Source organism: Micromonospora sp. WMMC264, from assembly GCF_027497275.1.
Classification (GTDB): domain Bacteria; phylum Actinomycetota; class Actinomycetes; order Mycobacteriales; family Micromonosporaceae; genus Micromonospora; species Micromonospora chalcea.
Genome location: NZ_CP114907.1, coordinates 97,258 through 123,948 on the forward strand (window position 1 = coordinate 97,258; position 26,691 = coordinate 123,948).

Sequence of the window (26,691 nt, forward strand, 5' to 3'; positions counted from 1 at the left end):
TGCCGAAATCGACACCCCTGGGCTCGCTCCGCACGCTCAGGCGTGCCGTCCGGTCACGCCACCGTGCGTGACCACTGCTGGTTGGTGCCCGAACCGCAGGTGTACTGCTGGACGTCCGCGCCGTCGCCGGTGCCGGCGTTGACGACGTCCAGGCACTTGCCGCTGTGCCGGGCCCGCAACTGGAACCAGCCGTCGCGCGCGGCCCACTGCCACTGCTGGTTGGCGCCGCTGCCGCAGGTGTACTGGATGATGTTGGCGCCGTCGGCGGTGCTCGCGCTGGCGACGTCGAGACACTTGCCGCTCGCGGCGTTGACGAGGCGGAACCATCCGCCGCCGGCGTCCTGGAACTCCCACCTCTGGTTCCCGCCGCCGTTCCAGCTCCACTGCTTGACCTCGGCGTTGTTCGCCGTGGAGCCGTTGATCACGTCCAGCACCCGGCCGCTGTGCCGGGCGGTGACGCGGTAGTACGCGGGCGAGTTGCCGGTGACGGTGCCCGCCGCCGCGTCGATGGTGACCGACGGGTACCAGGTCAGGCTCATGCTGGTGGCGGTCGGAAAGGCGATCGGCAGCCACACGTACTGGGAGTCGTTGGCCGGGCCGCCCCACGCTCCGGCCCACCTGTCACCCAGATAGAGGTAGCTGGTGCCGGACGTGCCCTGGATCGGCAACACGAACGCCGGCTGCGAGTTGAACGTGGTGCCGTTGCCCACGTCGGTCCAGCCGCTCCACGGTCCCGAGATGCTCGGCGCGGTGGCGTACCGGGCCTGGTTCGGGCTCCACCCCGTCGCCCCCGACGTCAGCAGGAAGTAGGTGCTGCCCCGCTTGAACATCGCCGGCGCCTCGCGGTGCGCGCCGTCCCAGAAGTTGCCCACCAGGGTGGCCACGTTGAGGTAGTCCGACGTGAGCCGGTAGATGTTCAGGTCGTAGTTGTCGTCGGCGGCCGAGATCATGTACGCGGTGCCGTTGTCGTTGTAGAGCGTGATGTCCCGGGACATGTGCTGCCCGAGCGGCCGGAAGCTGCCGTGATAGGTGTAGTTGCCGTCCACAGTGGCCGAGGAGGCGACAGCCGCCCGGGCCTCGTTGTAGTCGGACCCGTTCTCCTTGTGCATCCACATCACGAACCGGCCGGTGGCGGCGTTGTAGATGACCTTCGGCCGTTCGATGTTGGCGACCCGCAGCTCGGCCGCCGACGACTGGGTGAGCACGTTGTTGCGGAACTCCCAGGTGCGCAGGTCCGTCGAGCGGTAGACGGAGACCGCCCGGAACGTGTTGTCCGGGTTGCGGTTCTCGCCGAACCAGTAGTAGTAGTCGCCGACCTTGAGCACGCCGCCGCCGTGGGCGTGCACCACGGCGCCGCTCGTGTCGGTGAACTGGGTGCCGTTGGTGACTGTCACCGGCGCCGCCAGCGCGCCCGCCGCCGGTCCCAGCACCGCCGCCGCGAGAGCCACCGCGAGCGCCACCACGACCGCGCCGTACCGTGTCGTCCCTCGCACGGCTGTCACCTGCCGCACTTCGGCGTGATGGTGCCGGGCGTCGCGCCGGCCGCCACGAGCAGGCCGAACGTCGTCGAGCCACCCGGCGGCAGCGTCCCGTTCCAGGAGGCGTTGCGGACCGCGACGTCCTGGCCGGTGCCCTCCGCCACCCCACCCCAGACCGACTGGATGCGCTCGTCACCCGACCAGCGCCAGGAGACGAGCCAGCCCGGTGCCGGTTCGGCGCCGTCGTTGCGCACCGTCACCGTGGCGACGAAGCCACCGCCCCAGCTGGCGTCGATCGTGGCCGTCGCGGAGCAGGTTCCCGACGTCCGGGCCGGCCCGCCGATCACGTACGGGTCCCGTGTGCCGTGGGTGTCGCCGAACCGGAACCAGTAGTCGGTGTCGGGGGCCAGGCCGGTGACTGTCACCTTTCCCTGGCGCTCCGGCCCCGTGACGGCTTCGGCCACCGGGTTGCGCCACGCGGTGGCGTCCTCGCGGCTGGTGAAGAGGCTGACGAGGAGCGGCGGGTCGTAGCCGCAGGGCGGGCTGAGCACCATCCAGTAGGTGATGGTGACGCTGGTCGCGGTGGCCCCGGTCACCTGGCCGGTGACCGGCAGCGCCGGCGGGCAGGCGAAGGTGGGCGTGGGAGTGGGCGTCGCCGTGGCGGCGGCCGTCATCGCCGTGGCGGCGGGTGACTGGTCGGCACCGGCCGAGGCGGTCAGGCCGGTCAGGGTGAGGGTGGCGGCCAGTGCCGCGCCGAGCGTACGGAGCATGTGTCTCTCCCGAGCTGGGGGCGCCGGGGGCGGTCGGCGCCGGAGTGGTGGTGGACCGCGATGTCGCCGCCGTAGCGGCACGGCGGAGCGCCGGAGACGACTGCCCGGCACCGGGGTGGCACATCACCCCGCGCTTGTCCCTCCGGCGAGATCGAGCGGCTCGCACTGGCTCCCGAGCGCTACCGCCGCCAGTCTTTCAGTCGACGAACATCGATTCAACGTCGTCTCAGGACCCGACGTCGCCGGCGGTCCGATCCGCTGGCTACGCTTGGTCGTTGTGCCAGAGGGACACACCATCCACCGCCTCGCCGCCCGGCACGCCGAGCTGTTCGCGGGCGACAAGGTGCACGCAGACAGCCCGCAGGGGCGCTTCGCCGAGGGCGCGGCCCGCCTCAGCGGCACCGTCCTGGACGGCACCGAGGCGTACGGCAAGCACCTGCTGCACCACTACGCCGGCGAGCTGACGCTGCACGTACACCTGGGTCTGTACGGGAAGTTCGCCGACGGGCCCGGGGAACCGCCGTCCCCGGTCGGGCAGGTGCGGCTGCGCCTGCACAGCGACCGGAACTGGCTGGAGCTGCGCGGCCCGACCGCCTGCGAACTGCTGACCCCGCCCGAGGTGACGGCGCTGCGCGAGCGGCTCGGGCCGGACCCGCTGCGCGCCGACGCCGACCCCGACCGGGCGTACGCGCGGATCCGCCGCAGCCCCACCCCGCTCGCCGCGCTGCTGCTGGACCAGTCGGTGGTGGCCGGCACCGGCCTGATCTTCGTGACCGAGGCGCTGTTCCGGGCCGGCCGGCCGCCGCTGCTGCCCGGCCGCGACCTGAGCGCGGCCGGCTGGGCCGAACTCTGGATGGACCTGGTGACGCTGATGACCCGCGCGGTCGAGCGGGGCCGGATCGACACGGTGCGCGACGCCGACCTGCCCGAGGTCACGGGCCGCGCGCCGCGCGTCGACCGGCACGGCGGCGAGGTGTACGTCTACCGCCGCCCCGGCGCGCCCTGCCACGTCTGCGGCACCGAGGTGAGCCGGGGCACGCTGGCCGGACGCAACCTGTACTGGTGCCCCACCTGCCAGGCGGGCTGACTCACATCTCGTCGAGCAGCCAGCGGGCCGCCTCGACGTTGCCGGGGAAGACCTGGTCGCCGCCGATGCACCAGGCCGCCGTCTGGCCGATCGCCCAGCCGCGTACCCGCTCCCGGTCCAGGCCCAGCTCGGCGCTGAGACGGTCGAGCCGGTGCCGGACCGCCGCGGGGGAGTGGCCCAGCTCGGCGCCGCGCACCAGCGGTACCACCGCGAACTCCCGCTCGCCGACCAGCGGCTTCGGGTCGATCACCAGCCACGGTTCGCGTCCCGCCGCCAGGATGTTGCCGGCGTGCAGGTCCTGGTTGACCAGCACCTGCTCACCCTGGCTCGGCGCCAGGTCGGCGAGCAGCCCGAGCGCGGCGTCCAGCAGCCGCCGCTCGTACGGGCGGTTGGCCCGCTGCCAGTTGCCCGGCATCCGCTCCGCCCAGCCGGCCGCCTCCTCGGCGAGCGAAGTGAACGGCGGTCCGGCCGGCACCCCGAGGCGGGGCAGCAGCTCGACCGCCACGTCGAGCGCGGCGTCGGGCGGCAGGCCGTACAGCGGGGTGCCGGGGTCGCAGCGCTCGACGAGCAACGCGCGCCGGCCCGGATCGTGGGCGAGCAGCCGGATCGCGCCCCGGCCGTCCCAGTGCGCCAACGCGGTGGCCTCGTGACGGCTGTCGTCGTCCGGGTACTGCAGCTTCAGCACCGCCCGCGTCCCGTCGGGCAGCGTCGCGGGCAGCGCCAGCGACGCGAACGCGTACCCGAACGGCGGCCCGACCGTCAGCTCCCACCGTGCGACGCACGTGGCGAGCCGGTCCGGCAGCTCCGCGAGCCAGGCCCGCCCGGCTTCCGTCCGCTCGACCCAGCGCAGGCTCTCAGGAATGTCACACCGCATCCGGTCATCCTGGCCGAGCGAGGCGACCGGCCGTGCACCGCGGCGTCCTCGACGCGCACGCCGACGAAGTGACGCTCATGGCCGTCCCGGCCCTCGCCGAGCGGCCTGACGAAGACGAGATGGATCAACCGGACGGTGCTCATCTGCCCGAGATCACCGCCGACGCCGGTCCCACCCTTGACGCATGCACGCCTCCCACCAACTCGCCGAGGTGGTGGCATCATCACCCTTGATCAACACCACCTCGCCGAGGTGGTGGTGTCGCGGAGCCGTTGATGCCATCACCTCGGCGACCTGGTGTTGATCAAGCTGGGCCGTGGCTGTCAGTCGGCGGGCAGCATTCGGCACCCGGTGTTGACCAAGGAGTTCGCGTCACCGGAGCGCCAGAAATTCGCCGCAAACTCCTTGATCAACTGGCAGGAGTGGAGGGTTCGGCGCGGGACGTCAGGTGCCGGGTGTGGTTGGGGAAGGGGCGCCGGTGTGATCCGCGGTCAGGGGAGCCGGGCCGGGGCAATCGTCGTGCCCGGCCCGGTGCCCGTCCGGATCTACCGTCCGTCCGGGGTCGGTCGGCGGCGGCGGGCCAGCAGCATCAGACCGGCGCCGACGATCAGGAGAGCCACGCCGCCGGTCACCAGCGGCGCGGTGGCGGGACCGGTGATCGGCAGCCCTCCGGTGCCTCCGCCTCCGACGGTGCCACCGCCTCCGCCACCGCCCGGCGAGGGCTCGCTGCCGGGTGTCGACACGCGTACGGTGACCACCTCGGACACGCCGACCGTCGCCGGGTCTTCACTCGGGACGACTACGCGGTAGCGCAAGGTGCCGGGTGTCTTCGGCGTGATGGGGATGCGGTACGCGCCGCGGTCTCCGCTCGTCAGGTCGGCGGCCACCTTCCGCCACGTCCTGCCCTGGAGTTGCTGTAGTTCGATGTTCCAGCCGGCGTCGGGCTTCACCTCGCCGGTGATGGTGACTGTGGTGCCGGGCGTGACGGTGGTGCGGTTCGCTTTCGCCGTGACTGTCGGCTTCACCCGGGGATGGTCTGCCGTGACGACGATGTAGGACGGTGCGACCCTCGAGTTGGACGGACGGGTGATGCCGACGCACTTGAGGTAGCTGTCGCCCTTCGGATAGGTCCGGGAGAACGTGCCGTCGGCCTTGGTGGTGCCGTTGGGCTCGCTGTGATATTCAACGCAGAGGTTGTCGGTGCCGAAGAAGATGGGCTGGTTACCGATGCCCTCGCCGGTGTCCTCGTAGTAGAACCGTCCCGCCACGGTCAGCGGTCCGTCACCGACCAGCGGGTTCGGGGTGAGACGCATGGTGACCGCGGGCCGGTGTGTGCCGGTGACCTCCAGCCTGGTGTCCGCCGAGGCGGGCGGGTCGACGTCCAGGCGGTTCCAGGCGGCGTCCGTCGCCACCAGACGGTGGACCTCCCAGGTGCCGTTCCAGGTCGACGGCACGTGGATCGTCGCGCTCCAGGTGCCGTCCTGCGGGGTGCCAGCGGTGAGCGACAACTCGGCGCCGTCGGTGCGGTCCGTGCCGACGAGGCGCAGACCGACGTAGGGCAGGGAGCCGCCGTCCATCTCGGAGGCCTCGACCACGCCGGTGTCGTCGGTCAGGTGCACCGTCACCGTCACCGGCACCAGGTCGACGCCCGAGACGGAGACCGCGTCGGGTGAGACCGTGACGTCCACCAGCACCGGTGGCGTCTGGTCCGCCGCGGCCGCAGGGGAAGGCGTGGCGGTTGCGGAGGGCGTGGCGGTTGCGGAAGGTGCGGCGGTTGCGGGCGGCGCGGCGACGAGGACACCGCCGGGCAGCAGGAGAAGAGCCGTCGCGGCCATGCGCCACACTCGCATGTCGGTGCCCCTTCCGAGGTTGACCGGTAACGGAGAGTTCTCCTGTCGGTACCGTACTCCGTCGATGTGTTGCCGGCTGCCCCGTCGGCCTGTCGATTCGCCGGGACGGTCGGCCGAGGACCCCGGCCGACCCGCCCTCCGACTCGGCCGGCGGCTCAGCGCAGCCGGCGGATGTCCCCGTATGCCCGGTAGAAGCCGCCCCGGCCGGACTCGCGGATCTCGGTGACCAGGAAGCGCGCGCCCGGTTCGCGGATGCCCTTGGGGAACTGCACCGGCCAGTCCCGCCGGTAGCCGTCGGCCAGAACGTGGACGCGCAGCCGGCCGCCCTGCTCGACGCACTGCACCAGCACGCCGTCGCGGTCGTCGGTGGTCACCTCGACGGACGTCCAGGCGGCCGGCTCGGGCAGCCGGGCCGGCGCCTTCACGTCGACCACGTCCGGCACGCTGCCCGCCTCGGCCGCCCGGATCGCCGCCTCGCTCGCGTCGATGCAGGCTAGGTGGCCGCTCGTGGTGACCACGTAGAGCCGATTGTCGTGGTACTGCATCGAGTACGCCGAGCCGCAGCCGGTGCCCAGCTTCCACAGCCGGTTGCCGGCCTGGTCGAAGCAGTAGATCGAGGACGCGCTGTCGCCCGCGAACACGTACCGGCCGCCCTCGGCGGTGGCGCAGGAGAAGACCGCGGCGTCACAGCGGTACGTCTGCTCGGCCCGCCCGTCCTTGCGCAGGCGGACCACCTCGCGGGTGCCGGTGCCGGCGAACACGGCGTCCCGTTCCTGCCAGCCGAACAGGACCGCCCCGGTGCCGGTGTGCCACAGTTCCCGCCCGGTACGCCAGTCGTAGCCGGTGACCCCCTGCGAGTGGCCGTGGTAGATCGCGTCGGCGTCGCAGCGCACCATCCACGCGGACCGGCCGCGCCCCGGCCGGCGCCAGAGGAACTCGTCCTCGTGGTCGATCGCCGAGATGCCGCCGTCGCGATCGGACACGCCCAGCACGCCGTCGTGGATGTCCAGCCAGTAGATGTCGATCTCGGGCGCGATCGCGTACGCCGCGCGCGGCACCTTGCCGGACAGGTCGTAGACGTTGCCGTCGTCGCAGCCGGCGTAGACCCAGGCGTCGTCGGCGACGATGCACTTCACCCCGTCGGGGAGCCGGACCTGGTTGAGCAGCCGGGCGTCGTGGTCGAGCGTGGTGATCACGCCGTGCTCGTTGCCGACCATGCAGTGCCGGTCGTCGACGAAGATGCCGAAGGCGGGCGCGCCCGAGGCGTACCGCCAGAGGACCGGCGCGGTGCGGGCGGTGGAGCGGGTGCTGACGATCTGCCGGCGCGAGACCGTGCGCTTCTGGCGTACGCCGCGCACCGCCGGGGCGTACCCCTTGCGGACCTTCTCGCCGATCTTCTTCGCGGCGGCGGCGCGGGCGCGGGCGTTGTCCGGGAAGGTGCTCGTCTTCACCTGGCCCTGGTCGCCGATGCGCCCGTAGCGCACGGTCATCGCGGTGTCGTCGACCACCACCTCGTAGAACTTGTGCGCTCCACCGTCCACTTCGGATAGTTCGAGGTAGGTCGTCTCCTGTGACATGGGGGTTTACCTCCGAGGGGAAGTGCCGGACCGGCAACGCGCACACGCTAACGCCGGGCACCGACAAACCCGGGTCTCGGTGTTAAGAAGGGGCCCTTCCTCTACCGGAGGCGTTAATAGGGGGCCCTTCCTTACACAGCGGCGGCGAGGGCGTCGACGGCCTTGCGGGCGGCGATCAGCACCGGGTCCCACACCGGGGCGTACGGCGGCGCGTACCCCAGGTCGAGCGCTGTCATCTCGTCCACCGTCATGCCGTTCCACAGCGCCACGGCGAGCGCGTCGATCCGCTTGGCCGCCTCGGACCAGCCGACGATCTGCGCCCCGAGCAGCCGCCCGCTGGGCCGCTCGGCGATCAGCTTGACCGTCATCGGACGCGAGCCGGGGTAGTAGCCGGCCCGGTTCGTCGACTGGGCCAGCACCGTGACGAACTCGAAGCCGGCGTCCAGCGCGTCCCGCTCGCGCAGCCCGGTGCGGCCCACCTCCAGCTCGCAGACCTTGGTGACGGCGGTGCCGATCACGCCGGGGAAGGTGGCGTAGCCGCCGCCGATGTTGATGCCGGCGACGCGGCCCTGCTTGTTGGCGTGCGTGCCGAGCGGGATGTGTACCGGCATGCCGCTGACCCGGTGCAGCGACTCCACGCAGTCGCCCGCCGCCCAGACACCGGGCACGCCGGGCACCCGCATCCGGCGGTCGGTCCGCACCGCGCCGGAGGGACCGATCGGCAGGCCGGCGGCCTCGGCGAGCGCGGTGTTGGGGCGTACCCCGAGACCCAGGACCACGACGTCGGCCGGGACCGGTCCCTCGTCGGTGACCACGGCGGAGATCCGGCCGTCCCGCTCCTCCAGCCCGGTGACGGTGAGGCCGGTGCGGACGCCGATGCCGGTGCCGCGCATCGCGTCGGCCACCAGCTCGCCCATGTCCGGGTCCACAGTCGACATCGGCTGGTCGGCCTGCTCCACGAGCTGGACGGAGAGCCCGCGCTGCACGAGCGCCTCGGCCATCTCGACGCCGACGTAACCGCCGCCGACGACGACCGCGCGCCGGGGCCGGGGCTCGCGTTCCAGCCAGTCGATGAGCGCCGCGCCGTCGTCCAGCGTCTGCACGCCGAACACGCCCGACACGTCGTCGCGTGCCCAGTCCGGCTGCACCGGGGACGCGCCGGTGGCGTACACCAGGGTGTCGAAACCGGCGCGGACCTCGCCACCGCCGTCCAGGTCCCGCGCGATCACCTCGCGGCGGTCCAGGTCGATGGCGGTGACCTCGTGCCGGGTACGGACCTCGATGCCGAAGTCGTCGCGGAAGGTCTGCGGGTCACGGGAGATCAGTTCGTCCCGCTCCTCCACGAGGCCGCTCACCCAGTAGGGGATGCCGCAGGCCGAGTAGGAGGTGAAGTGCCCCCGCTCGAACGCGACGATCTCCAGGTCGGAGCGGTCGCGGCGGCGGCGACGCGCCTGCGACGCCGCCGACATGCCGGCGGCGTCGCCGCCGATGACGATCATGCGCTCCGCCACGCCGCCCATCCTGTCACGCCGGGACACGGCCGTGCGGCCGCTCAGCCACGGGTCTGGCGTGCCACGTCCGTGACCACGTCGACGAGCCGCCCGGTACGCGCGAACACCGCCCGCTGCCGGGCCGCTCCGCTGCCGTGCCGGCGCAGCCCGCCCAGCAGGTCGGTCACCCGGTCCAGGTCGCCGTGCCGATCCAGTTCCGGGCGCAGCCGGTCGACGAGCCGGTCCAGCAGCTCCCAGGCCGGGCGCAGCTCGCCGTCGGTGAGGTCGACGCCCTCGCCCTCCAGCCCGTCGTGGGCGGCCCGCCAGTGCGCCGCGACGAGCAGGTGGTGGTCGGTGTTGACGGCGGGACGGCCGGCGGCGATGTCGGTGAGCGCGGTCGCCACGAGCGCGCGGACCAGCGCGGCGACGAGCACCGCGTCGTCCACGGTCGGGCAGACGTCGCCGATCCTGATCTCCACGGTGGGGTACTTGGCGGAGAGCCGGGCGTACCAGTAGAGCATTCCCTCGTCCAGCATCACGCCGCTGGCGATGAGCTGCCGGATGAGCCGCTCGTAGTGCTCGTGCGACTCCAGGTACGGGGTGGGCGCGACCGACGGCCAGCGTTCCCACTCCACCGAGCGCCAGCTCGCGTACCCGGTGTCCTCGCTGCGGGAGAACGGGGAGTTCGCGGTGACCGCCTGCAGGATCGGCAGCCACGGCCGGACGTGGTTGAGCACCTGCACGCCGGTGTCCGGGTCGGGGATGCCGACGTGCACGTGCATGCCGTTGTTGCCGGGACCGGGCACCAGCAGCCGGAACCGCTCGATCATCCGGTCGAAGCGGGGCTTGTCCACCACCGGCGGCACCGGCCCGTCGACCGGTCCGGTGCCGATCGCGAGCAGCCGTACGCCGGCCCGCTCGGCCGCGTCGGCCAGTTCGGCGCGCAGCATCGACAGCGAGTGCCGGATCGAGGACAGGTCCAGCCCGGGCGGGCTGCCGATCTCGATCTGGCTGGTCTGGAACTCGCGCTCCACCTGACCGCGCAGCTCGGCCGGCACCTGCTCCATGACCAGGTCGACGGCGGGTACGGCGGTCCCGGTGTGCGGGTCGGCGAGCAGGAACTCCTCCTCGACGCCGACTGTCAGCAGGTCGGTTCCGCCCGACGCGGCGCTCCGCTCCCGCTCCGCCACTGAGCCGCTCATCGCCACCACCGTCTCCTCCGGACCACTCGCGGCACGGTGCCGCGTGGCCGAGGACCTGTTACCCACCGTGTCCGTTCCGGAAAACGTGCCGGTGGGCGTGTCGGCGCCGGTTCGCCTGTTCGGGTCGGTCGAGTGCGTTCGCGCACGGGGCAGCAGGGCGTGACACGGCGGGATACCGTGGTCGCGTGGCGGGGATGCTGGCGGTGCTGACGGGGGCGTGGGCGTACGCGCTCGCCCTGTTCGCCGACCGGCCGGTCGGGCTGCTCGCCGGCGCGGCGGTGGTCGCCGCGCTGCTGCTCGCCACCCTGCTCGCGCTGCGGGTCCGCGCGCTGCCCACGCCGCCCGGCACCCGGTTCGCCGCCGCGTTGCGGGCCCGCGCCCGCCGTCGCGGCGTTCCCCGCCAGGTCGACCCGAACGCGCCGGGGCGTCCGCGCCCCCGCGCACCCGGCCTGCGCCCCTCGGCCGCGTAGCCACCCTCCGGCCCGCGCCGGCGGGCTGCCGTTTCCTTCCCGGCTTTCGCGGCCGATTCCGTCGTCATCCGTCCCGCCGTGCGGCACGTCGCCGCCCGGGACACCCGGAATCGCCACCGAGGGGTCCACCCATGCTCGCCTTCGCACCGTTGCACTCCGCGGCGTCGGCCGCGGCCACCGTCGTCACCTGGCTCGCCGACGTGCTCGCCCCGCTCACCGGCGGCGCCGCCACGGCGGCCGCCATCGTCCTGTTCACCGCCGCGGTCCGGCTGCTGATCTCGCCGCTGACAGTGGCCCAGGTCCGCGGGGAGCGGCGCCGGACCGCACTCGCCCCCGAGGTACGGGAACTCCAGCACCGGTACGCCGACGACCCGGCCCGCCTCCAGACCGAGTTGTTCGCGCTCTACCGCAACGCCGGGGCCAGTCCGGTCGCGGGCTGCCTGCCGGCGCTGTTGCAGGCGCCGTTCTTCCTGGTCATGTACCGCCTGTTCGCCACCGGTGACGGCGCGCCGCAGCTGCTGGGGGAGCGGCTGGCCGGCGTACCGCTGGGGTGGCACCTCGGCGACGGCCTGGCCGGCCCGGTGCCGCTGGTGTTCGGCGTGCTGCTGGCCGCGTTGCTCGCGCTGGCCTGGTGGTCGTCGCGGCGGATGCGCCGGGCGGCAGCCGCCACCGGCACCGTGGCCGGGACCCCGACCGAGGGTCCGGGCGCGGCGGTGCTCGGCCGGCTGCTGCCGCTGCTGCCGTACGGCACGGTGCTCGTCGCGCTGGTGGTGCCGCTGGCGGCGGTGCTCTATCTGGTGACCACCACGGCGTGGACGGCGCTGGAGCAGGTGGTGCTGCGTCGCCCGCAGCCGGCGGCAGCCATCGACAAGCGTTGACAAGTGCGGGGGCGGGCGCGTAGAAATCGCTCTCAGAGAGCGCTCTCCCGGACCCGTCCCCGCAGAGAGGCACCCCGAATGAACCCGATCCCGGCGGCTCCGGCCGCCTCCGCCACCGTGCCCCGATCGCGCCGCCGCCTCGCCCTGGCCGCGGGTGTGCTCGCGCTCACCACAGCGCTCGCGGGCGTCTCGATGACCGCCCAGGCCGCGGTGCCCCCGACTCCCTCCGGCTGGAGCCTGGTGTGGAGCGACGACTTCACCGGCTCGGCCGGCACGCTGCCCTCGTCCGCCAACTGGATCATCGATACCGGCACCAGCTACCCGGGCGGCCCGGCCAACTGGGGCACCGGCGAGATCCAGACCTACACCTCCAGCACCGCCAACCTGGCCTACGACGGCTCGGGCAACCTGCGCATCACGCCGCTGCGGGACTCGGCCGGCCGCTGGACCTCGGCCCGGATCGAGACGGTACGGGCGAACTTCAAGCCGCCGTCGGGCGGCGTGCTGGCCCTGGAGGGCCGGATCCAGATGCCGAACGTGACCGGCGCGGCGGCATCCGGGTACTGGCCGGCGTTCTGGGCGCTCGGCTCGCCGTACCGGGGCAACTACCAGAACTGGCCTGGTATCGGCGAGTTCGACGTGATGGAGAACGTCAACGGGATCAACTCGGTCTGGGGCGTGCTGCACTGCGGTGTCGCGCCGGGCGGCCCGTGCGGGGAGTTCAACGGCATCGGTGCGTCCCGGGCCTGCCCGGGCAGCACCTGCCAGTCGGCGTTCCACACCTACCGGTTCGAGTGGGACGCCTCGGTCAGCCCGCAGCAGCTGCGCTGGTACGTCGACGGCCAGCTCTTCCACACCGTCGGGCAGAACCAGATCGGTGAGCCGTACTGGAGTCAGATGACCAACCACGCCGGCTACTTCCTGCTGCTCAACGTGGCGATGGGCGGCGGCTTCCCGGACGGCGTGGCCGGCTCGGCGACGCCGACCGCGTCGACGGTGTCCGGCCGGTCGATGCTCGTCGACTACGTGGCCGTCTACACCCGGGGTGGCGGGAGCAACCCGTCGCCGACCCCGACCACGCCGCCGCCGGGCGGGGTGCGTGACGCCTACTCGACGATCCAGGCAGAGTCGTTCAACGCGCAGAACGGCGTGCAGGTGGAGACGTGCTCCGAGGGCGGCCAGGACATCGGCTGGCTCGCCAACGGCGACTGGGCCCGCTACGACAACGTCGACTTCGGCTCCACGCCGCCGCGCGACTTCGTGGCCCGGGTGGCCTCCGGCGCGGCGTCCGGGGTGAGCGGGCTGGTGGAGGTCCGGGTGGACAGCCCGACCGCGCCGCCGATCGGCAGTTTCGCGATCGGCAACACCGGCGGCTGGCAGACCTGGCGCTCGGTGCCGGGCAACGTCGGCGCGGTGACCGGGCGGCGCACGGTCTACCTGACGTTCAGCAGCGGGCAGCCGTCCGACTTCGTCAATGTCAACTGGTTCACCTTCCGCCGCTGAGGCCGATGGGGGCGCGACCCGGACCCCGGTCCGGGTCGCGTCGAACCGGTGCTGGACAGAAACAGTTAACACTCCTAATAATAGGCGCACGTCGACGGTTGTGAATCCCTCTCCACCCCCCGCCCGTCCCCTGGAGGACGCCGTGAGACTCCGCCCCCGCCTGGCGACGCTCGCCGCCGCGCTGACCACCGCCGTGGTCGCCGGCGCGCTGCTCGCCGCCCCGCCCGCCTCCGCCGCCACCGCGGCCTTCGTCCGCACCTCCAGCTGGAGCAGCGGGTACGAGGCCCGGTTTACCGTCACAAACGACAGCTCCGCCGCCATCTCCTCGTGGAACGTCCAGTTCGACCTGCCGTCCGGCAGCACGCTCGGCTCGTTCTGGGACGCCCGCCTCACCACCTCCGGCCAGCACGTCACCGCCGTGAACCAGTCCTGGAACGGCGCGCTCGCCCCGGGCGCCAGCACCAGCTTCGGCTTCGTCGTCAGCGGCACCGGCGACCCGGTGAACTGCACCGTCAACGGCGCCTCCTGCGCCGGCGGCGGCAACCCCGGCAACCCGGGCGCGCCCGCCACCCCCGGCGGCCTGCGGGTCACCGGCACCACCGCGTCGTCGGTCTCGCTCGCCTGGAACGCGGTCTCCGGCAGCGTCACCGGCTACCGGGTCTACGAGGGCAGCACGGTCAAGGCCACCGTCACCGGCACCTCGGCCACCGTCTCCGGGCTGGCCGCGTGCAGCGGGCACAGCTACACGGTGACCGCGTACAACGGCAGCGGCGAGTCGGCGAAGTCGGCGGCGGTCGCGGCCACCACCAGCGGCTGCACCGGTGGCGGCGGGGGCGCGATGGCCGCCGCTCCCTACCTCTACCCGGGCTGGGGCGACCCGCCCGCGCCGTCCACCGTGATGGGCGCGACCGGGATCAAGTGGTTCACCATCGCGTTCGTGCTCTCCGGCGGCGGCTGCACCCCGGCCTGGGACGGCAGCGGTCCGCTGACCGGCGGCACGCACGCCGCCACCATCGCCGCGATCAAGGCGGCCGGCGGCGACGTCATCCCGTCCTTCGGCGGGTGGAGCGGCAACAAGCTCGGCCCGAACTGCTCGTCCGCCGCCGCGCTGGCCGGCGCGTACCAGCAGGTCATCAACGCGTACGGGCTGAAGGCCATCGACATCGACATCGAGAACAGCGACGAGTTCGAGAACGAGGTGGTGCAGGACCGCATCCTGGACGCCCTGAAGATCGTCAAGCAGAACAACCCGGGGATCAAGACGATCATCACGTTCGGCACCTCGACCACCGGGCCGTCGTACTACGGCACCCGGCTGATCAACCAGGCCGCGGCCAAGGGCGCCGGGATCGACGTGTTCACGATCATGCCGTTCGACTTCGGCGGCGGCGCGAACATGTACCAGAGCACCGTCAACGCGGCCGAGGGCCTGAAGACCGCGCTCAAGAACGCGTTCGGCTGGTCCGACGCCACCGCGTACGCCCACATGGGCCTGTCCGGCATGAACGGCCTCTCCGACCAGCAGGAGCTGACCTCGCCGGCCACCTGGACGCAGATCCGCGACTGGGCCAAGGCGCGCGGCCTGGCCCGGTTCACGTTCTGGTCGGTCAACCGGGACCGGCCCTGCCCCGGCGGCGGCGTGGTCGCCAACTGCTCCGGCATCGCGCAGAACACCTGGGAGTTCACCGGCATCACCGCGGGCTTCTGAGCCCGCGACGCGGTCAGCGCCCGGCGGTCACCGACTGCCGGGCGCGCCGCCGGCGCACCTTCTTCACCGCCCAGCTCACGATCATGAAACCGAAGACGGCGAAGATCGCGTAGTTGAACCACGAGCTGTACCTGTCGACGTCCTCCCACCGCGATCCGAGGGTGAACCCGGCGCCGACGATGAGCGCGTTCCACACCCCGCTGCCGAGCGTGGTGAGCAGGATGAACTCACCGAGCGGCATCCGGTTCGCGCCGGCCGGGACGGAGACCAGGCTGCGGACCACCGGCACCACCCGGCCGATCAGCACCGCCCACCGCCCGTGCCGTTCGAACCAACGGTCGGCCTTCTCCAGATCCTGCAGGTCGACCAGCGGGATGTGGTCCAGCCAGCGCTTGAGCCGCTCCTCGCCGAGCGCCGCGCCGAGCCAGTAGAGCACCAGCGCGCCGAGCAGCGAGCCGACCGTCGCGGCGAGCACGATGAACACCACGTTGAACCGGCCCTCGGCGGACAGGTAACCGGCCATCGCCAGCACGATCTCGCTCGGGATCGGCGGGATGATGCTCTCCAGCGCCACCAGCAACGCCACGCCGACCGCGCCGAGCGAGTCGATCACGCTCGCCACCCAGCCGGTCAGCCCGGTGAACTGGTTCGGGTCGACGTCCTGGGCCAGGGCCATGTCGGTCCTTCCACGCGAGAGCCGGAGATCCGAAAGTGTTACCCGGACCGGCCGGTGTCACACCTGTGACTCAGCCCTCCGGGTGCAGCGCGGCGTCCGCCGGACCCCGTCGCCAGCCGGTGAAGCGGACCCGCAGCCCGCCCCGGCTGGGCGAGCAGCAGTACGGCCCGGCCGACGCCTGCGCCGCCGGGTCGAGCGGGGCGACGCGGACCAGCCGCCACGGCTCGTCGTCGCACCGGGCCCGGACGGTCAGCGCGTCCCCGGCCCGGCTCACCCGGACCGTCACCTCCCGGCCCGACCACTGCGGCACCGGCGCCACCGACCAGTCCGAGAACTCGTCGGTGACCACGGCGCCGACCTGCGGCGCGCCGTCGCTCACCTCGACCCCGGCCTTGGTCCACCGCCGCTCGTCCACCCGGACCAGCACACCGGCCTGATCGAACTGCTCCGAGTAGTCGAGGAGGAAAGACACCTCCACGGCGCTGCCCGCGCCGAACGGCGCGAGCAGTGCCGAGCCGTCGTCGTGAACGAAGCCGTAGCTGGTGCGCCGCCAGAAGTCGCTGCCGCCGTGCGGCTCGACGAGCAGGCCGCCGTCGACCGGCTCGGCCCGCTCGGGCGGGTTCAGCCAGTGGCCGGCGGACCAGTCGTACGCCTCGTTCATCCCGGCACCGTACCGGGTTTGACGGCGCGCACGTTCGGAGAAGTAGTCCTCGCATGGGTGACAGGTGGTATCAGGAGGCGGTCGTCTACTGCCTCGACGTCGACACGTACGCGGACTCCGACGGCGACGGAGTGGGTGACTTCCAGGGGCTGATCGGCCGGCTGGACTACCTGGCCCGGCTCGGCGTGACCTGCCTGTGGCTGAACCCGATCCACCCCTCGCCCAACGAGGACGACGGGTACGACGCGACCGACTTCTACAACGTCGACCCGCGACTGGGCACGCTCGGCGACTTCGCCGAACTGCTGCACCAGGCGAGCAACAGGGGCATCCGGGTGATCATCGACCTGGTGGTCAACCACACCTCGGACCAGCACCCGTGGTTCCAGTCCGCCCGGTCCTCGCCGGACTCGCCGTACCGGGACTGGTACGTCTGGGCCGACCACGAGCCGGCCGACCGCCACCAGGGCATGGTGTTCCCGGGCGAACAGCACGAGACGTGGACCTACGACCGGACCGCGAAGGCCTGGTACTACCACCGCTTCTACAAGTTCCAGCCGGACCTGAACATCGAGAACCCGAAGGTCCGCGCGGAGATCAAGAAGATCACCTCGTTCTGGCTCCAGCTCGGCGTCTCCGGCTTCCGGATGGACGCGGTGCCGTTCATCATCGAGCGCACCGAACCGGGCAACCCGAACTCGCCGAAGGACTTCGACTTCCTCACCGACCTGCGCCAGCACGTGCAGTGGCGACGTGGCGACGCGGTCCTGCTGGCCGAGGCGAACGTGGAGCCGGACGAGCTGCCCGTCTACTTCGGTGACGGCAGCGGCTCGGGCAACCGGATCCACATGCTGTTCGACTTCATGCTCAACGGCCGGCTGATGCTCGCCCTGGCCCGGGAGGACCCGGAGGTGATCATCGAGGCGTTGCGGGACACCCCCAAGCTGCCCACCGGCGGCCAGTGGGCCACGTTCCTGCGCAACCACGACGAGATCGACCTGTCCCGGCTCACCGCCGACCAGCGCAACGACGTGCTGGCGAAGTTCGGCCCGGACGAGAACATGCAGCTCTACGGCCGGGGCATCCGCCGTCGTCTCGCGCCCATGCTCGGCAACGACCGTCGGCACATGGAACTGGCGTACTCGCTGCAGTTCTCGCTGCGCGGCACGCCGGTGCTGCGCTACGGCGAGGAGATCGGCATGGGGGAGGACCTGTCGCTGGACGGGCGCGACGCGATCCGCACCCCGATGCAGTGGTCCTACGCGGACAACGCCGGCTTCTCCACCGCCGAGCCGGAGAAGCTGGTCCGCCCGGTGATCGACAAGGGCGAGTACGGCTACCAGAACGTCAACGTCACCGCCCAGCGCAAGGACCCGCGGTCGCTGCTCGGCTGGTTCGAGCGGATGATCCGGACGCTGCGGGAGGCGCCGGAGACCGGCTCGGGCAGCACCACCCACATCGACGTGCCGATGCCGCCGGGCGTGCTCGCGCACCGCGCCGACGGGCGTACCGGGACGATGGTCTTCCTGCACAACCTCGGCACCGAGGACGTCGAGGTGGACCTGAGCACGCTGGCCCCGGAGGCGGACCTGCCGATCGACGTGCTGAGCGACCGCAACTACGAGGACGTGGGCAAGCTCGACCGGCTCAAGCTCGGCGGGTACGGCTACCGGTGGATCCGGCTCTGCCGGGGCCACGGGCGGTAGGCGCGGCGTACCGGCGGGTTAAGCTCCTTCGATCGAGCCACAAGTTACCGGGAGGTAAGCATGTCGGAGGAGCCCCGCATCGCCGTCGTCACCGGAGCCGCGCGCGGCATCGGGGCGGCGACCGCCCGCCGGCTGGCGGCCGACGGCATGGCCGTCGCCGTGGTCGACATCGACGAGTCCGCCACCAAGGAGACGGTGGACGCCATCGGCTCGGCCGGCGGCCGGGCGCTCGGCGTCGGCGCCGACGTGTCCGACCGGGCCCAGGTCGAGGCAGCCGTGGAGCGGATCGCCGCCGAGCTGGGCGCACCGACAGTGCTGGTCAACAACGCGGGTGTGCTGCGCGACAACCTGCTGTTCAAGATGACCGAGGGCGACTGGGACACGGTCATGGGCGTGCACCTGCGCGGCGCGTTCCTGTTCAGCCAGGCCGCGCAGAAGCACATGGTCGAGGCGAAGTGGGGCCGGATCGTCAACCTGTCCAGCACGTCCGCGCTCGGCAACCGGGGCCAGGCGAACTACTCGGCCGCGAAGGCCGGCCTCCAGGGCTTCACCAAGACGCTGGCGATCGAGCTGGGCCCGTTCGGTGTCACAGTCAACGCGGTCGCGCCGGGCTTCATCGTCACCGACATGACCGCCGCCACCGCGGCGCGGATGAAGGTCGACTTCGACGACCTCCAGAAGCACGCCGCCGCCGAGATCCCGGTACGCCGCCCCGGCCGCCCGGAGGACGTCGCGCACACCATCTCGTTCCTCGCCAGCGAGGGCGCGTCGTTCGTCTCCGGCCAGGTCATCTACGTCGCCGGCGGTCCGAAGGACTGACCGGCCCCCGACCCGGCGCGGGCCCGCTCAGGCGGGGTCGCGCCGGGTGCGCCAGAGCCAGAACAGACCGAGCACCGGCAGCACCAGCGGCACGTAGCCGTAGCCGCTGCCGAAGCCGGACCAGACCGTCTCGTCCGGGAACAGCTCCTTGTCGGCGATGCTCAGCACGCCGACGCCGAGCACCCCGACCAGTTCGACGGCGCAGCAGGCCAGCGCGACCCGGCGGCCGGCGTGCCCGGCCCGGGCCAGCCCGACCGCCGCCACGATGTAGATCAGCGCCGCCACCGCGGACAGCAGATACGCCACCGGCGCCTCGTCGAACTTCGTGGCGATCTGCAACGCGGCCCGCGAGGTCGCGGCGATGGCGAAGACGATGTAGACGGCGATCAGCAGCCGGCCCGGGCCGCGGTTGGTGGCGCGATGCTCGTGCGCGGTCGTGGTGTCAGCCACCGAGCGCCTCCCAGGTCTGCTGGAGCCGGACCGCCACGACCGGCGTGACCAGGCAGATCGCGCAGACGATGCCCGAGCCCCACCGGGTCGGCTCCATCCGCGCCAGCACCCAGGCCAGCGGCGGCAGGCAGACGAGCGTCGCCAGGTAGCCGAAGAACGCGCCCGGCTCGCCCGGCCGCTCGCCGCCGCCGAGCGCGACGAGCGCCACCACGGTCAGCGCGAGCAGCGCCACCTCCAGCACGGCCAGGCCGACGAACTGGATCCGGTCCGGCGGCCGGTGGCGTACCGCCGCCACCAGGGCCCAGAGCGCGACCGCCAGCGAGATCACGATCGCGACCGTGGCGAGCGGCCCGTCCACCGGCGATCCGGCGGCCGCCGCGACGGTCGTCGACACAGTGTCGTTCACCGGCACAGCCTACTAACCGGTGTAGTAGCGGCCCGCCCGCCGGGTCGAGGCGCGCCGGACCGGCCGGACGACTAGCGTGGATCACGGTCCCGGCGTACGCCGGTGGCGGACGTCGACGGCAGGGGGTCCGGGTGCGGTTCGGGTTGTTCGGCACGGGTTACTGGGCGGCGCAGACGCACGCCGCGGCCATCGAGGCGCACCCGCGGGCACGCCTCGCCGGCGTGTGGGGGCGCAACCCCGCCAAGGCGGAGGAACTGGCCACCCGGCACGGCGTACCGGCCTTCACCGACGTCGACGCGCTGATCGACGCGTGCGACGCGATCGCCGTGGCGCTCCCGCCGGACGTGCAGGCCGACATCGCCGTCCGCGCCGCCACCGCCGGGCGGCACCTGCTGCTGGACAAGCCGTTGGCGCTCGACCTCGCCGGCGCCGACCGGGTGGTCGACGCGGCCCAGGCGTCCGGTGTGGCCTCGGTGGTCTTCTTCACCCAGCGCTTCCACCCGAACGTCACCGGGTTCCTCGCCTCGACCGCCGCGGCCGGCGGCTGGCAGCACGCCCGGGCCACCATGTTCGCGTCGATCTTCCAGCCGGGGAACCCGTACGGCGACTCGACCTGGCGGCGGGAGCGCGGCGCGCTCTGGGACATCGGCCCGCACGCGCTGTCGCTGATCCTGCCGGTGCTCGGCCGGGTCACCCAGGTCGCCGCGATGGACGGCCCGAGCGGCCTGGTGCACCTGCTGCTCACCCACGACGGCGGCGCCACCAGCTCGCTCTCGCTCACCCTGGACGCGCCGTCCGAGGCGGTCACCCGGGACTTCGTCTTCTTCGGCGAGAACGGCACCGAGACCGTCCCGCCCGGCGACGGCAGCGCGCTCCAGGCGTTCTCCACCGCGCTCGACCAGCTGCTGGAAGAGGTCGACGCGGGCACCCGCGACCACCGCTGCGACGTGCGGTTCGGCCGCGAGGTGGTGGCCGTGCTCGACGCCGCGCAGACCGCCCGCGCCCAGGGCCGCACCGTCGAGCTGTAAGGAAGGGCCCCTTATTAACGCCTCCGGTAGAGGAAGGGGCCCCTCTTAACACCCGCAGGTCAGGCGCCGGCCAGCGTGACGATCGCCTCGCCCAGTTCGGTGGGGGACTGGAACTCCTCGGCCGGCAGGGACCGCAGCGCCTGCAGCGCCTCGGTGCTGGCACCGTTCTCCTGGCCCCAGCGGACCAGGTCCTCCCGGGAGACCGGGTAGTCCAGCCCGGCCAGGAACTCCTGCAACTGCGCGCCGGTGACGGTCATGCCGCCCGGCTACCCAATGAGCCCGGCGCCATGCCCCCAGCCGGGCCCGCGTCCGCCGCTACGCCCGCCCCGCCGACCCGGGCCGCAGCCGCCGCCGTACGCCCGCCGCCCGACTCGACGGCGGCGGTTTGCCCCGGCGGGCCCCGGGTAGCCGCGGACATGCTGGTACAGCGGCTCGGCGCGCCGAGCGACTTCGACCCGCTGCTGGAGCGCGTCCGGGACGCCCGCGTGGTGATGATCGGCGAGGCGACGCACGGCAGCTACGACTACTACCGGCTGCGGGAGCAGTTGACCCGGCGCCTCATCGCCGAGCAGGGGTTCGACTTCGTGGCGGTGGAGGGGGACTGGCCGGACTGCGACCGGGTGCACCGGTCGGTGGTCGGCGCGCCGGACGGGCTCGCCGATCCGCTGGTCGCGCTCGAACGGTTCGAACGCTGGCCCACCTGGATGTGGGCGAACGCCGAGGTGGCCCGCTTCTGCCGCTGGCTGCGGGCGTGGAACCTGGAACGCCCGGAGGGGGAACGGGCCGGCTTCCACGGGCTGGACGTGTATTCCCTCTGGGAGTCGATGCAGGCCATCTTCGACTACCTGGGCGAGGAGGACCCGGCCTCGCTGGAGGCGGCGCAGGAGGCGTACCGCTGCTTCGAGCCGTACGGCAAGCGGCCCGAGGAGTACGCGATGGCCAGCCGGTTCGTCTCCGCCCGGTGCGAGGAGGAGGTGGTCCGGCTGCTGGCGCGTACCCGGGAACAGGCCGCCGCGGACGGCCCGGACCGCTTCTCGGCCTGGCAGAACGCGGAGGTGGTGGCCGGCGCGGAGCGGTACTACCGGGCCATGGTCGGCGGCGGCCCCGAGTCGTGGAACGTGCGCGACATCCACATGGCCGACACGCTCGACCGGCTGCTCGACCGGTACGGGCCGGGCTCGCGGGGAATCGTGTGGGCGCACAACACGCACGTCGGCGACGCCCGGGCCACCGACATGGCGGCGGACGGGATGGTCAACATCGGGCAGTTGGGCCGGGAACGGCACGGCCGGGACACGGTGGCGCTGATCGGCTTCGGGAGCTGGCGCGGCAGCGTGATAGCCGCTCCGCGCTGGGGTTCCCCGGCCGAGGCGATGGTGGTGCCGCCGGCCCGGAAGGGCTCGGTGGAGCACCGGCTGCACGAGCTGATGCCGGACCGGGCGGTGCTGGTCTTCGGCGGCGACGACCAGCCGGAGTGGGTGACCGGCGAGGCGGACCACCGGGCCATCGGGGTGGTGTACGACCCGAGCTTCGAGTCCTGGGGCAACTACGTGCCGACCCGGCTGGGCGAGCGCTACGACGCGTTCATCTGGTGCGACGAGACCACGGCGCTGCACCCGCTGCCGGCGCACGTCACGCCCGGCGAGATGGAGACGTACCCGGCCGGGGTGTGACCGGGTGGGGCCCGTCGGACCCCACCCGGTACGGCTCACACCTGGGCGTGCTGCTTCTCGGCGAGGTGGGCGCGCAGGCCCTCACCCTCGACGTCCACGTTGGGCAGGATCTTGTTCAGCCAGCGCGGCAGCCACCAGGCGGCGTTGTTCAGCAGCGACATGACCGCCGGCACGATGGTCATCCGGACCACGAACGCGTCGATGGCGACGCCGATCGCGAGCGCGAAGCCCATCGACTTGATGATCGGGTCCTCCAGGAAGACGAAGCCGCCGAACACCGAGATCATGATGAGCGCGGCGGCGGTGACCACCCGGGCGCCGTGCCCCATGCCGTTGATGGTGGCCTGCTGCGCGGTGTCGCCGTGCACGAAGTCCTCGCGCATCCGGGAGACCAGGAAGACCTCGTAGTCCATGGCCAGGCCGAACAGGATGCCGATGAGCAGGATGGGCAGGAAGCTGACCAGCGGGGCCGGGGTGTCCAGGCCGACCAGGTCGGCCAGGTGGCCCTGCTGGAACACCGCCACGGTGATGCCGAACGTGGCCGCCACGGTGAGCAGGAAGCCCAGCGCCGCCTTGACCGGCACCAGGATCGACCGGAACACCAGCATCAGCAGCAGGATCGACAGGCCCACCACCAGCAGCAGGTAGACCGGCAGCGCGTCGGAGAGCTTCTCGGACACGTCGATGCCGACCGCGGTGACGCCGGTGAGCAGCACGTCGGCGTTCTGGATGCCGGCGACCTGCTTGCGGATGTCCTGCACCACCGTCTCGGTGGCCTCGTCGGTCGGCCCGCTCTCCGGGATCACGCCGAGCAGCGCGGTACGCCCCGACGGGTCGACCTGCGGCGGGGCCACCGCGAGCACCCCGTCGGTCTTCTGGATCAGCGCGGTGACCTGTGGGATGGCGGCCTGGGTCGCCTGCGGCGAGTCGGCGGTCACCACGACCGCGAGCCGGCCGGTGAAGCCGGGGCCGAAGCCCTCCCGGATCAGGTCGCTGCTGACCCGGGCCGGGGTGCCCTCGGCGGCGGCGGAGGCGTCCGGCAGCGCCAGGCGCATGTCCTGGGCCGGGATCGCGAGCAGGCCGAGGCCGAGCAGCCCGACCAGGATCACCGGGATGCGCAGCTTGGTCACCCACCGCGCCCAGCGGAAGCCGAAGCCGGTGCGGTCCTCCGAGCCGGTGGCCGGGTCCTCGACCGCCTTGCGGTCACGCAGCTTGCGCGGCAGCACCTTGTGGCCGGCGAAGCCGAGCAGCGCCGGGGCCAGCGTGATCGCCACCAGCACGGCGATCGTGACGGTGCCGGCCGCGGCCAGGCCCATCACGGTGAGGAACGGGATGCCCACCACGGCCAGACCGGCGAGCGCCACCACCACCGTGGCGCCGGCGAAGACCACAGCCGAGCCGGCGGTGCCGACCGCGCGGCCGACCGCCTCCTCCGGGGAGAGCCCGTCGAGGAGGTTCTGCCGGTGCCGGGAGGTGATGAAAAGCGAGTAGTCGATGCCGACCGCGAGGCCGAGCATCAGCGCCAGGATCGGCGCGGTGCTGGTCAGCTCGACCGCGCCGCTGAGCGCGAACAGACCGGCCATGCCGACGCCGACGCCGATCAGCGCGTTCAGCATGGTCATCCCGGCCGCCACGAGCGAGCCGAACGTGATCACCAGGACGATCGCCGCGACCAGCACGCCGATGGCCTCGGTCGAGCCGACCTCCGGCTCGGCGTTCAGCACCTCGCCGCCGGGGGCGATCTGCCAGCCCTGCGCCTCGGCCTGCTCGCCGACCTTCTCGTACGCGTCGCGCTGCTCGTCGGTGATCTCGTCGACCCCGCCGGCGAACTGCACCTGGATCAGCGCGTAGCGGCCGTCCGGGGTGAGCGCCTGCGCCTGGTACGGGTCGACCGCGCCGACCACGCCGGGCAGCGTGGCCGCCTCCTGCGTGACCTGCTTGACCAACCCCTGGCCGGCGGGCGTGGTGAGCGCGCCGTCCTGTGGCGCCTTGATAGCGATCGTGCCGGTGGCGCCGCTGGCCGCCGGGAAGCGGTCGGCGAGCAGGTCGATCGCCTTCTGCGACTCGGTGCCGGGCATGGTGAAGTTGCTCGCCGTCGGGCCCCGCAGCGTGGCCGCGGCCAGGCCGAGGCCGACGAGTACGACGAGCCAGATGACGGCGACGAGTCGCCGTCGGCGCAGAGATGCCCGGCCGAGCCGGTACAGCAGGGTCGCCATGGACCTTCCTTGTCCTCGCAGGTTCGGATCAGATGGAGACTTCGAGCGCGCGGTACGCCACGGCGAGCAGCGCGGGTCGCAGCTGTTCGTCGGGGATGTCCAGGAACTCGCCGCAGGTCTCGGCGATGCCGGCGAGTACGACGAGCGCCGCGACCCGGGCCTCGGGCCGGTCGGAGAAGCCGGCGAACGCCGCGACCAGCCGTTCGGAGATCTGCTGGATGTGCATGAACGTGGGCTGCTGGAGCAGGTCGGAGAACTCGCCGCGGAGCAGCGCGATCTCGCGGCGGAAGCGGACCGCCAGGTCGACGAAGCCCTCCGCCGCGACGCGCTGGGCGTCCGCGCCGGTGTGCTCGGCGATCCGGGTGTCGAGTTCCTCCAGCACCGCGATGGCCGGCGCCATCAGCTCGCCGAGCAGCGCGTCCTTGCTGGCGAAGTGGTAGAGCACTGTGGCTTTGGAGCAGCCGACCTCACGGGCGATGTCCTGGAGTGAGGTGCCCTTGTAGCCGGTGACGGCGAACCGCCGAGCCGCCGCGGTGAGCAACTCGTCGTGGGTGGCCGGGGTGGGGCGCGCCATGACATCAAGCATGCCTGACCGATCGGTCAGGTGCTGACCGATCGGTCAGATGGAGCGCGTGGTGTTCGCCACATAAGGGCGATTTCAGTTGTTCAGGCCGGTGGGTGGCCGTGCCTACGGTCGTACTCGGCCCGGGCCGCGCTGATCGCCTCGCGGTGCCGTTCGGCCCAGCTGGTCAGCGCCACCAGCGAGTCGTACAGCTCGCGGGCCATCGGGGTGGCCGTGTACTCGACCTTCGGCGGCACGCAGGGGTGAACGTGCCGGTCCAGCAGCCCGTCCCGCTCCAGGTTGCGCAGCGTCAGCGTGAGCATCCGGCGGCTGATCCCCTCCACCCGGCGCTCCAGCTCGGTGAAGCGGACCGGGCCGGCCGAGGCGGCGATCAGGATGCCGATGGCCCACTTCCCGCCCACCCGGTCCAGCGCCTCCCGCACGGTGCAGGCGCTCGCCTGCTCCGCCGCGCCCGATCCGCACCGGTCCGCCTCTGCCTCGCCCACGCCCCGATCGTCGCAGGTGCCGGTCGGTGAGGCGCGCGCCGGGCACCGTGTCGGGGTTGCCGAGCCGGGCCCGGCCCGGGATGGTGGTCCGATGGGCGCCGCCGACGAGACCCGGGCCGGAGTGTCGCTGACCAACCTCGACCAGCCGCTGTTCGACGGCGCCGGGGCGACCAAACGCGACCTGGTCGACTACCTCGACGCGATGGCTGACCGGATCCTGCCGGAACTGCGGGACCGGCCGCTGTCGGTGCTGCGGGTGCGGCCCGGCCAGGAGCCGTTCATGCAGAAGAACCTGCCGAAGTACACGCCCGACTGGGTGCGCCGTACCGAGGTGTGGGCCGAGGCGTCGCGCCGGCGCATTTCGTACGCCCTCTGCGATGACCGGCGGACGCTGCTCTGGTTCGCCAACCAGCGGGCCGTCGAGTACCACCCGACGCTCGGCCGGGCCGCGCAGCCCGAGCACCCGACCCACCTGGTGCTCGACCTCGACCCGCCGGAGGGCGACTCGTTCCCGGCCGCCGTGCGGGTCGCGCTGCTGGTCCGGCAGGCGCTCGCCGACGCCGGGCTGGCCGGCGCGGTGAAGACGAGCGGGGCGAAAGGGCTGCACGTGATCGTGCCGGTCGACCCGGCCACCACGGCGGAGGAGGCCGCCGCCGCGACCCGGGCGCTCGCCGTCCGTACCGAACGGCTCGACCCGGCGGCCGCGACCACCGCGTTCATCGTCGCCGACCGCGGCGGCCGCGTCTTCGTCGACTCCACCCGGGCGTACGGGGCGACTGTGGTGGCCGCCTACAGTCCCCGGATCCGGCCCGGCGCCCCGGTGTCGTACCCGGTGGGCTGGACCGACCTGGAGAGCGCGAGCCCGGCCGACTTCACCGTGCGGACCGTGCCCGCGCTGCTGGGCGACCGGGATCCCTGGGCGGAGGCGCTACCCGCGCCGCAGCGGCTGCCGGCGGACCTGGTCGAGCAGGGACGGACCATCCCGGTGGCCCGGGTGCAGGCGATGCACGAGGGCAAGCGACGCGCCAAGGCCCGCCGCGAGGCCGGGTGAGCCCGGTCCGCGTCAGCGCCGCCCGGTCCTCGCCGCCGGCGGGTGCTTGC

Annotated in this window: 26 protein-coding genes; 11 read left to right on the forward strand and 15 right to left on the reverse strand. The window is 72.7% G+C overall.

The genetic code is table 11. The annotated features are described in order from the left end of the window. Positions 1-53: 53 nt before the first annotated feature. Positions 54-1,493 carry an RICIN domain-containing protein gene (locus tag O7542_RS00475; protein ID WP_069087402.1) on the reverse strand — a complete coding sequence of 480 codons (1,440 nt, stop codon included), beginning with the start codon at positions 1,491-1,493 and terminating at the stop codon, positions 54-56. 5 nt (positions 1,494-1,498) lie between these two features. After that, on the reverse strand, positions 1,499-2,248 hold the full coding sequence (locus O7542_RS00480) for a cellulose binding domain-containing protein (protein WP_064447860.1): 750 nt from the start codon (positions 2,246-2,248) through the stop codon (positions 1,499-1,501). A 277-nt stretch (positions 2,249-2,525) separates the two neighbouring features. Here O7542_RS00480 and O7542_RS00485 point away from each other — a divergent pair, with 277 nt between their 5' ends. Then, positions 2,526-3,335: a DNA-formamidopyrimidine glycosylase family protein gene (locus tag O7542_RS00485; RefSeq protein WP_064447859.1), complete on the forward strand. Its 810-nt coding sequence runs from the start codon at positions 2,526-2,528 to the stop codon at positions 3,333-3,335. 1 nt (position 3,336) lies between these two features. Here O7542_RS00485 and O7542_RS00490 read toward each other — a convergent pair whose 3' ends face one another. Further along, positions 3,337-4,209, reverse strand: coding sequence for an aminoglycoside phosphotransferase family protein (locus tag O7542_RS00490; protein ID WP_281605558.1), 873 nt, complete (start codon positions 4,207-4,209; stop codon positions 3,337-3,339). A gap of 32 nt (positions 4,210-4,241) precedes the next feature. Here O7542_RS00490 and O7542_RS00495 point away from each other — a divergent pair, with 32 nt between their 5' ends. Further along, positions 4,242-4,442 carry a hypothetical protein gene (locus O7542_RS00495; RefSeq protein WP_281605559.1) on the forward strand — a complete coding sequence of 67 codons (201 nt, stop codon included), beginning with the start codon at positions 4,242-4,244 and terminating at the stop codon, positions 4,440-4,442. 312 nt (positions 4,443-4,754) lie between these two features. Here the strand turns inward: O7542_RS00495 and O7542_RS00500 are convergent, their stop codons facing one another. From O7542_RS00500 to O7542_RS00515, 4 genes are all read right to left on the reverse strand, one after another. After that, a complete protein-coding gene (locus tag O7542_RS00500) occupies positions 4,755-6,059 on the reverse strand; it encodes a hypothetical protein (protein ID WP_281605560.1) in 1,305 nt (434 codons plus the stop codon). Between the two features lie 155 nt (positions 6,060-6,214). Beyond that, positions 6,215-7,636: a WGR domain-containing protein gene (locus O7542_RS00505; RefSeq protein WP_166457177.1), complete on the reverse strand. Its 1,422-nt coding sequence runs from the start codon at positions 7,634-7,636 to the stop codon at positions 6,215-6,217. A 131-nt stretch (positions 7,637-7,767) separates the two neighbouring features. Beyond that, entirely contained in the window at positions 7,768-9,147 is a 1,380-nt protein-coding gene (locus O7542_RS00510) for an FAD-dependent oxidoreductase (protein ID WP_210869536.1), read from the reverse strand. A 41-nt stretch (positions 9,148-9,188) separates the two neighbouring features. Continuing rightward, complete coding sequence (locus tag O7542_RS00515) at positions 9,189-10,337, reverse strand: glutamate--cysteine ligase (RefSeq protein ID WP_043328575.1); 1,149 nt, start codon at positions 10,335-10,337, stop codon at positions 9,189-9,191. 185 nt (positions 10,338-10,522) lie between these two features. Here O7542_RS00515 and O7542_RS00520 point away from each other — a divergent pair, with 185 nt between their 5' ends. From O7542_RS00520 to O7542_RS00535, 4 genes are all read left to right on the forward strand, one after another. After that, positions 10,523-10,798: a DUF6412 domain-containing protein gene (locus O7542_RS00520; RefSeq protein WP_281606518.1), complete on the forward strand. Its 276-nt coding sequence runs from the start codon at positions 10,523-10,525 to the stop codon at positions 10,796-10,798. A 131-nt stretch (positions 10,799-10,929) separates the two neighbouring features. Beyond that, the gene (yidC, locus tag O7542_RS00525) at positions 10,930-11,676 is read left to right on the forward strand and encodes a membrane protein insertase YidC (protein ID WP_281605561.1); all 747 of its coding nucleotides are present in this window, start codon (positions 10,930-10,932) and stop codon (positions 11,674-11,676) included. A 78-nt stretch (positions 11,677-11,754) separates the two neighbouring features. Beyond that, entirely contained in the window at positions 11,755-13,179 is a 1,425-nt protein-coding gene (locus O7542_RS00530; RefSeq protein WP_281605562.1) for a carbohydrate-binding protein, read from the forward strand. 142 nt (positions 13,180-13,321) lie between these two features. After that, positions 13,322-14,887 (forward strand): cellulose binding domain-containing protein, encoded by a 1,566-nt coding sequence (locus tag O7542_RS00535; protein ID WP_043328579.1) that lies wholly within the window; start codon positions 13,322-13,324, stop codon positions 14,885-14,887. Positions 14,888-14,900: 13 nt separating this feature from the next. Here O7542_RS00535 and O7542_RS00540 read toward each other — a convergent pair whose 3' ends face one another. Then, complete coding sequence (locus O7542_RS00540; RefSeq protein WP_043328580.1) at positions 14,901-15,563, reverse strand: DedA family protein; 663 nt, start codon at positions 15,561-15,563, stop codon at positions 14,901-14,903. Between the two features lie 70 nt (positions 15,564-15,633). Next, positions 15,634-16,224, reverse strand: a complete 591-nt coding sequence (locus O7542_RS00545; protein ID WP_043328581.1) for a DUF1349 domain-containing protein — start codon at positions 16,222-16,224, stop codon at positions 15,634-15,636. A gap of 53 nt (positions 16,225-16,277) precedes the next feature. Here O7542_RS00545 and O7542_RS00550 point away from each other — a divergent pair, with 53 nt between their 5' ends. Both O7542_RS00550 and fabG read left to right on the forward strand, forming a co-directional pair. After that, positions 16,278-17,930 (forward strand): alpha-amylase family protein, encoded by a 1,653-nt coding sequence (locus tag O7542_RS00550; protein ID WP_043328583.1) that lies wholly within the window; start codon positions 16,278-16,280, stop codon positions 17,928-17,930. A 60-nt stretch (positions 17,931-17,990) separates the two neighbouring features. Beyond that, positions 17,991-18,749: a 3-oxoacyl-ACP reductase FabG gene (gene fabG, locus O7542_RS00555; protein ID WP_113974714.1), complete on the forward strand. Its 759-nt coding sequence runs from the start codon at positions 17,991-17,993 to the stop codon at positions 18,747-18,749. Positions 18,750-18,776: 27 nt separating this feature from the next. Here fabG and O7542_RS00560 read toward each other — a convergent pair whose 3' ends face one another. Beyond that, positions 18,777-19,199, reverse strand: a complete 423-nt coding sequence (locus O7542_RS00560) for a hypothetical protein (RefSeq protein WP_281605563.1) — start codon at positions 19,197-19,199, stop codon at positions 18,777-18,779. Beyond that, a complete protein-coding gene (locus O7542_RS00565) occupies positions 19,192-19,611 on the reverse strand; it encodes a hypothetical protein (RefSeq protein ID WP_030503177.1) in 420 nt (139 codons plus the stop codon). Before O7542_RS00565 ends, O7542_RS00560 begins: the two co-directional genes overlap by 8 nt. A gap of 125 nt (positions 19,612-19,736) precedes the next feature. Here O7542_RS00565 and O7542_RS00570 point away from each other — a divergent pair, with 125 nt between their 5' ends. After that, the gene (locus O7542_RS00570; RefSeq protein ID WP_281605564.1) at positions 19,737-20,633 is read left to right on the forward strand and encodes a Gfo/Idh/MocA family oxidoreductase; all 897 of its coding nucleotides are present in this window, start codon (positions 19,737-19,739) and stop codon (positions 20,631-20,633) included. Between the two features lie 59 nt (positions 20,634-20,692). Here O7542_RS00570 and O7542_RS00575 read toward each other — a convergent pair whose 3' ends face one another. Next, on the reverse strand, positions 20,693-20,890 hold the full coding sequence (locus tag O7542_RS00575) for a DUF2795 domain-containing protein (RefSeq protein WP_043328589.1): 198 nt from the start codon (positions 20,888-20,890) through the stop codon (positions 20,693-20,695). A 159-nt stretch (positions 20,891-21,049) separates the two neighbouring features. Here O7542_RS00575 and O7542_RS00580 point away from each other — a divergent pair, with 159 nt between their 5' ends. Beyond that, complete coding sequence (locus O7542_RS00580) at positions 21,050-22,306, forward strand: erythromycin esterase family protein (protein ID WP_064447850.1); 1,257 nt, start codon at positions 21,050-21,052, stop codon at positions 22,304-22,306. A gap of 35 nt (positions 22,307-22,341) precedes the next feature. On the opposite strand, the gene O7542_RS00585 is transcribed toward O7542_RS00580, so the two are convergent. The 3 genes from O7542_RS00585 to O7542_RS00595 form a co-directional block, all read right to left on the reverse strand. Next, on the reverse strand, positions 22,342-24,522 hold the full coding sequence (locus O7542_RS00585) for an MMPL family transporter (RefSeq protein WP_281605565.1): 2,181 nt from the start codon (positions 24,520-24,522) through the stop codon (positions 22,342-22,344). A 28-nt stretch (positions 24,523-24,550) separates the two neighbouring features. Next, a complete protein-coding gene (locus O7542_RS00590; RefSeq protein WP_043328594.1) occupies positions 24,551-25,096 on the reverse strand; it encodes a TetR/AcrR family transcriptional regulator in 546 nt (181 codons plus the stop codon). A 92-nt stretch (positions 25,097-25,188) separates the two neighbouring features. After that, on the reverse strand, positions 25,189-25,590 hold the full coding sequence (locus tag O7542_RS00595) for a helix-turn-helix domain-containing protein (RefSeq protein WP_043328596.1): 402 nt from the start codon (positions 25,588-25,590) through the stop codon (positions 25,189-25,191). Between the two features lie 91 nt (positions 25,591-25,681). Between O7542_RS00595 and ligD the strand changes: the two genes are divergently transcribed. Then, positions 25,682-26,641 (forward strand): non-homologous end-joining DNA ligase, encoded by a 960-nt coding sequence (ligD, locus tag O7542_RS00600; protein WP_104114537.1) that lies wholly within the window; start codon positions 25,682-25,684, stop codon positions 26,639-26,641. Positions 26,642-26,691: the final 50 nt, after the last annotated feature.

Bases quoted from the DNA above. Each gene is read 5' to 3' on its own strand.
- O7542_RS00480 (WP_064447860.1), bottom strand. From the start codon at position 2,248: ATGCTCCGTACGCTCGGCGCGGCACTGGCCGCCACCCTCACCCTGACC.
- O7542_RS00490 (WP_281605558.1), bottom strand. From the start codon at position 4,209: ATGCGGTGTGACATTCCTGAGAGCCTGCGCTGGGTCGAGCGGACGGAA.
- O7542_RS00500 (WP_281605560.1), bottom strand. From the start codon at position 6,059: ATGCGAGTGTGGCGCATGGCCGCGACGGCTCTTCTCCTGCTGCCCGGC.
- O7542_RS00505 (WP_166457177.1), bottom strand. From the start codon at position 7,636: ATGTCACAGGAGACGACCTACCTCGAACTATCCGAAGTGGACGGTGGA.
- O7542_RS00520 (WP_281606518.1), top strand. From the start codon at position 10,523: ATGCTGGCGGTGCTGACGGGGGCGTGGGCGTACGCGCTCGCCCTGTTC.
- yidC (WP_281605561.1), top strand. From the start codon at position 10,930: ATGCTCGCCTTCGCACCGTTGCACTCCGCGGCGTCGGCCGCGGCCACC.
- O7542_RS00530 (WP_281605562.1), top strand. From the start codon at position 11,755: ATGAACCCGATCCCGGCGGCTCCGGCCGCCTCCGCCACCGTGCCCCGA.
- O7542_RS00540 (WP_043328580.1), bottom strand. From the start codon at position 15,563: ATGGCCCTGGCCCAGGACGTCGACCCGAACCAGTTCACCGGGCTGACC.
- O7542_RS00545 (WP_043328581.1), bottom strand. From the start codon at position 16,224: ATGAACGAGGCGTACGACTGGTCCGCCGGCCACTGGCTGAACCCGCCC.
- O7542_RS00550 (WP_043328583.1), top strand. From the start codon at position 16,278: ATGGGTGACAGGTGGTATCAGGAGGCGGTCGTCTACTGCCTCGACGTC.
- fabG (WP_113974714.1), top strand. From the start codon at position 17,991: ATGTCGGAGGAGCCCCGCATCGCCGTCGTCACCGGAGCCGCGCGCGGC.
- O7542_RS00575 (WP_043328589.1), bottom strand. From the start codon at position 20,890: ATGACCGTCACCGGCGCGCAGTTGCAGGAGTTCCTGGCCGGGCTGGAC.
- O7542_RS00580 (WP_064447850.1), top strand. From the start codon at position 21,050: ATGCTGGTACAGCGGCTCGGCGCGCCGAGCGACTTCGACCCGCTGCTG.
- O7542_RS00585 (WP_281605565.1), bottom strand. From the start codon at position 24,522: ATGGCGACCCTGCTGTACCGGCTCGGCCGGGCATCTCTGCGCCGACGG.
- O7542_RS00590 (WP_043328594.1), bottom strand. From the start codon at position 25,096: ATGGCGCGCCCCACCCCGGCCACCCACGACGAGTTGCTCACCGCGGCG.
- ligD (WP_104114537.1), top strand. From the start codon at position 25,682: ATGGGCGCCGCCGACGAGACCCGGGCCGGAGTGTCGCTGACCAACCTC.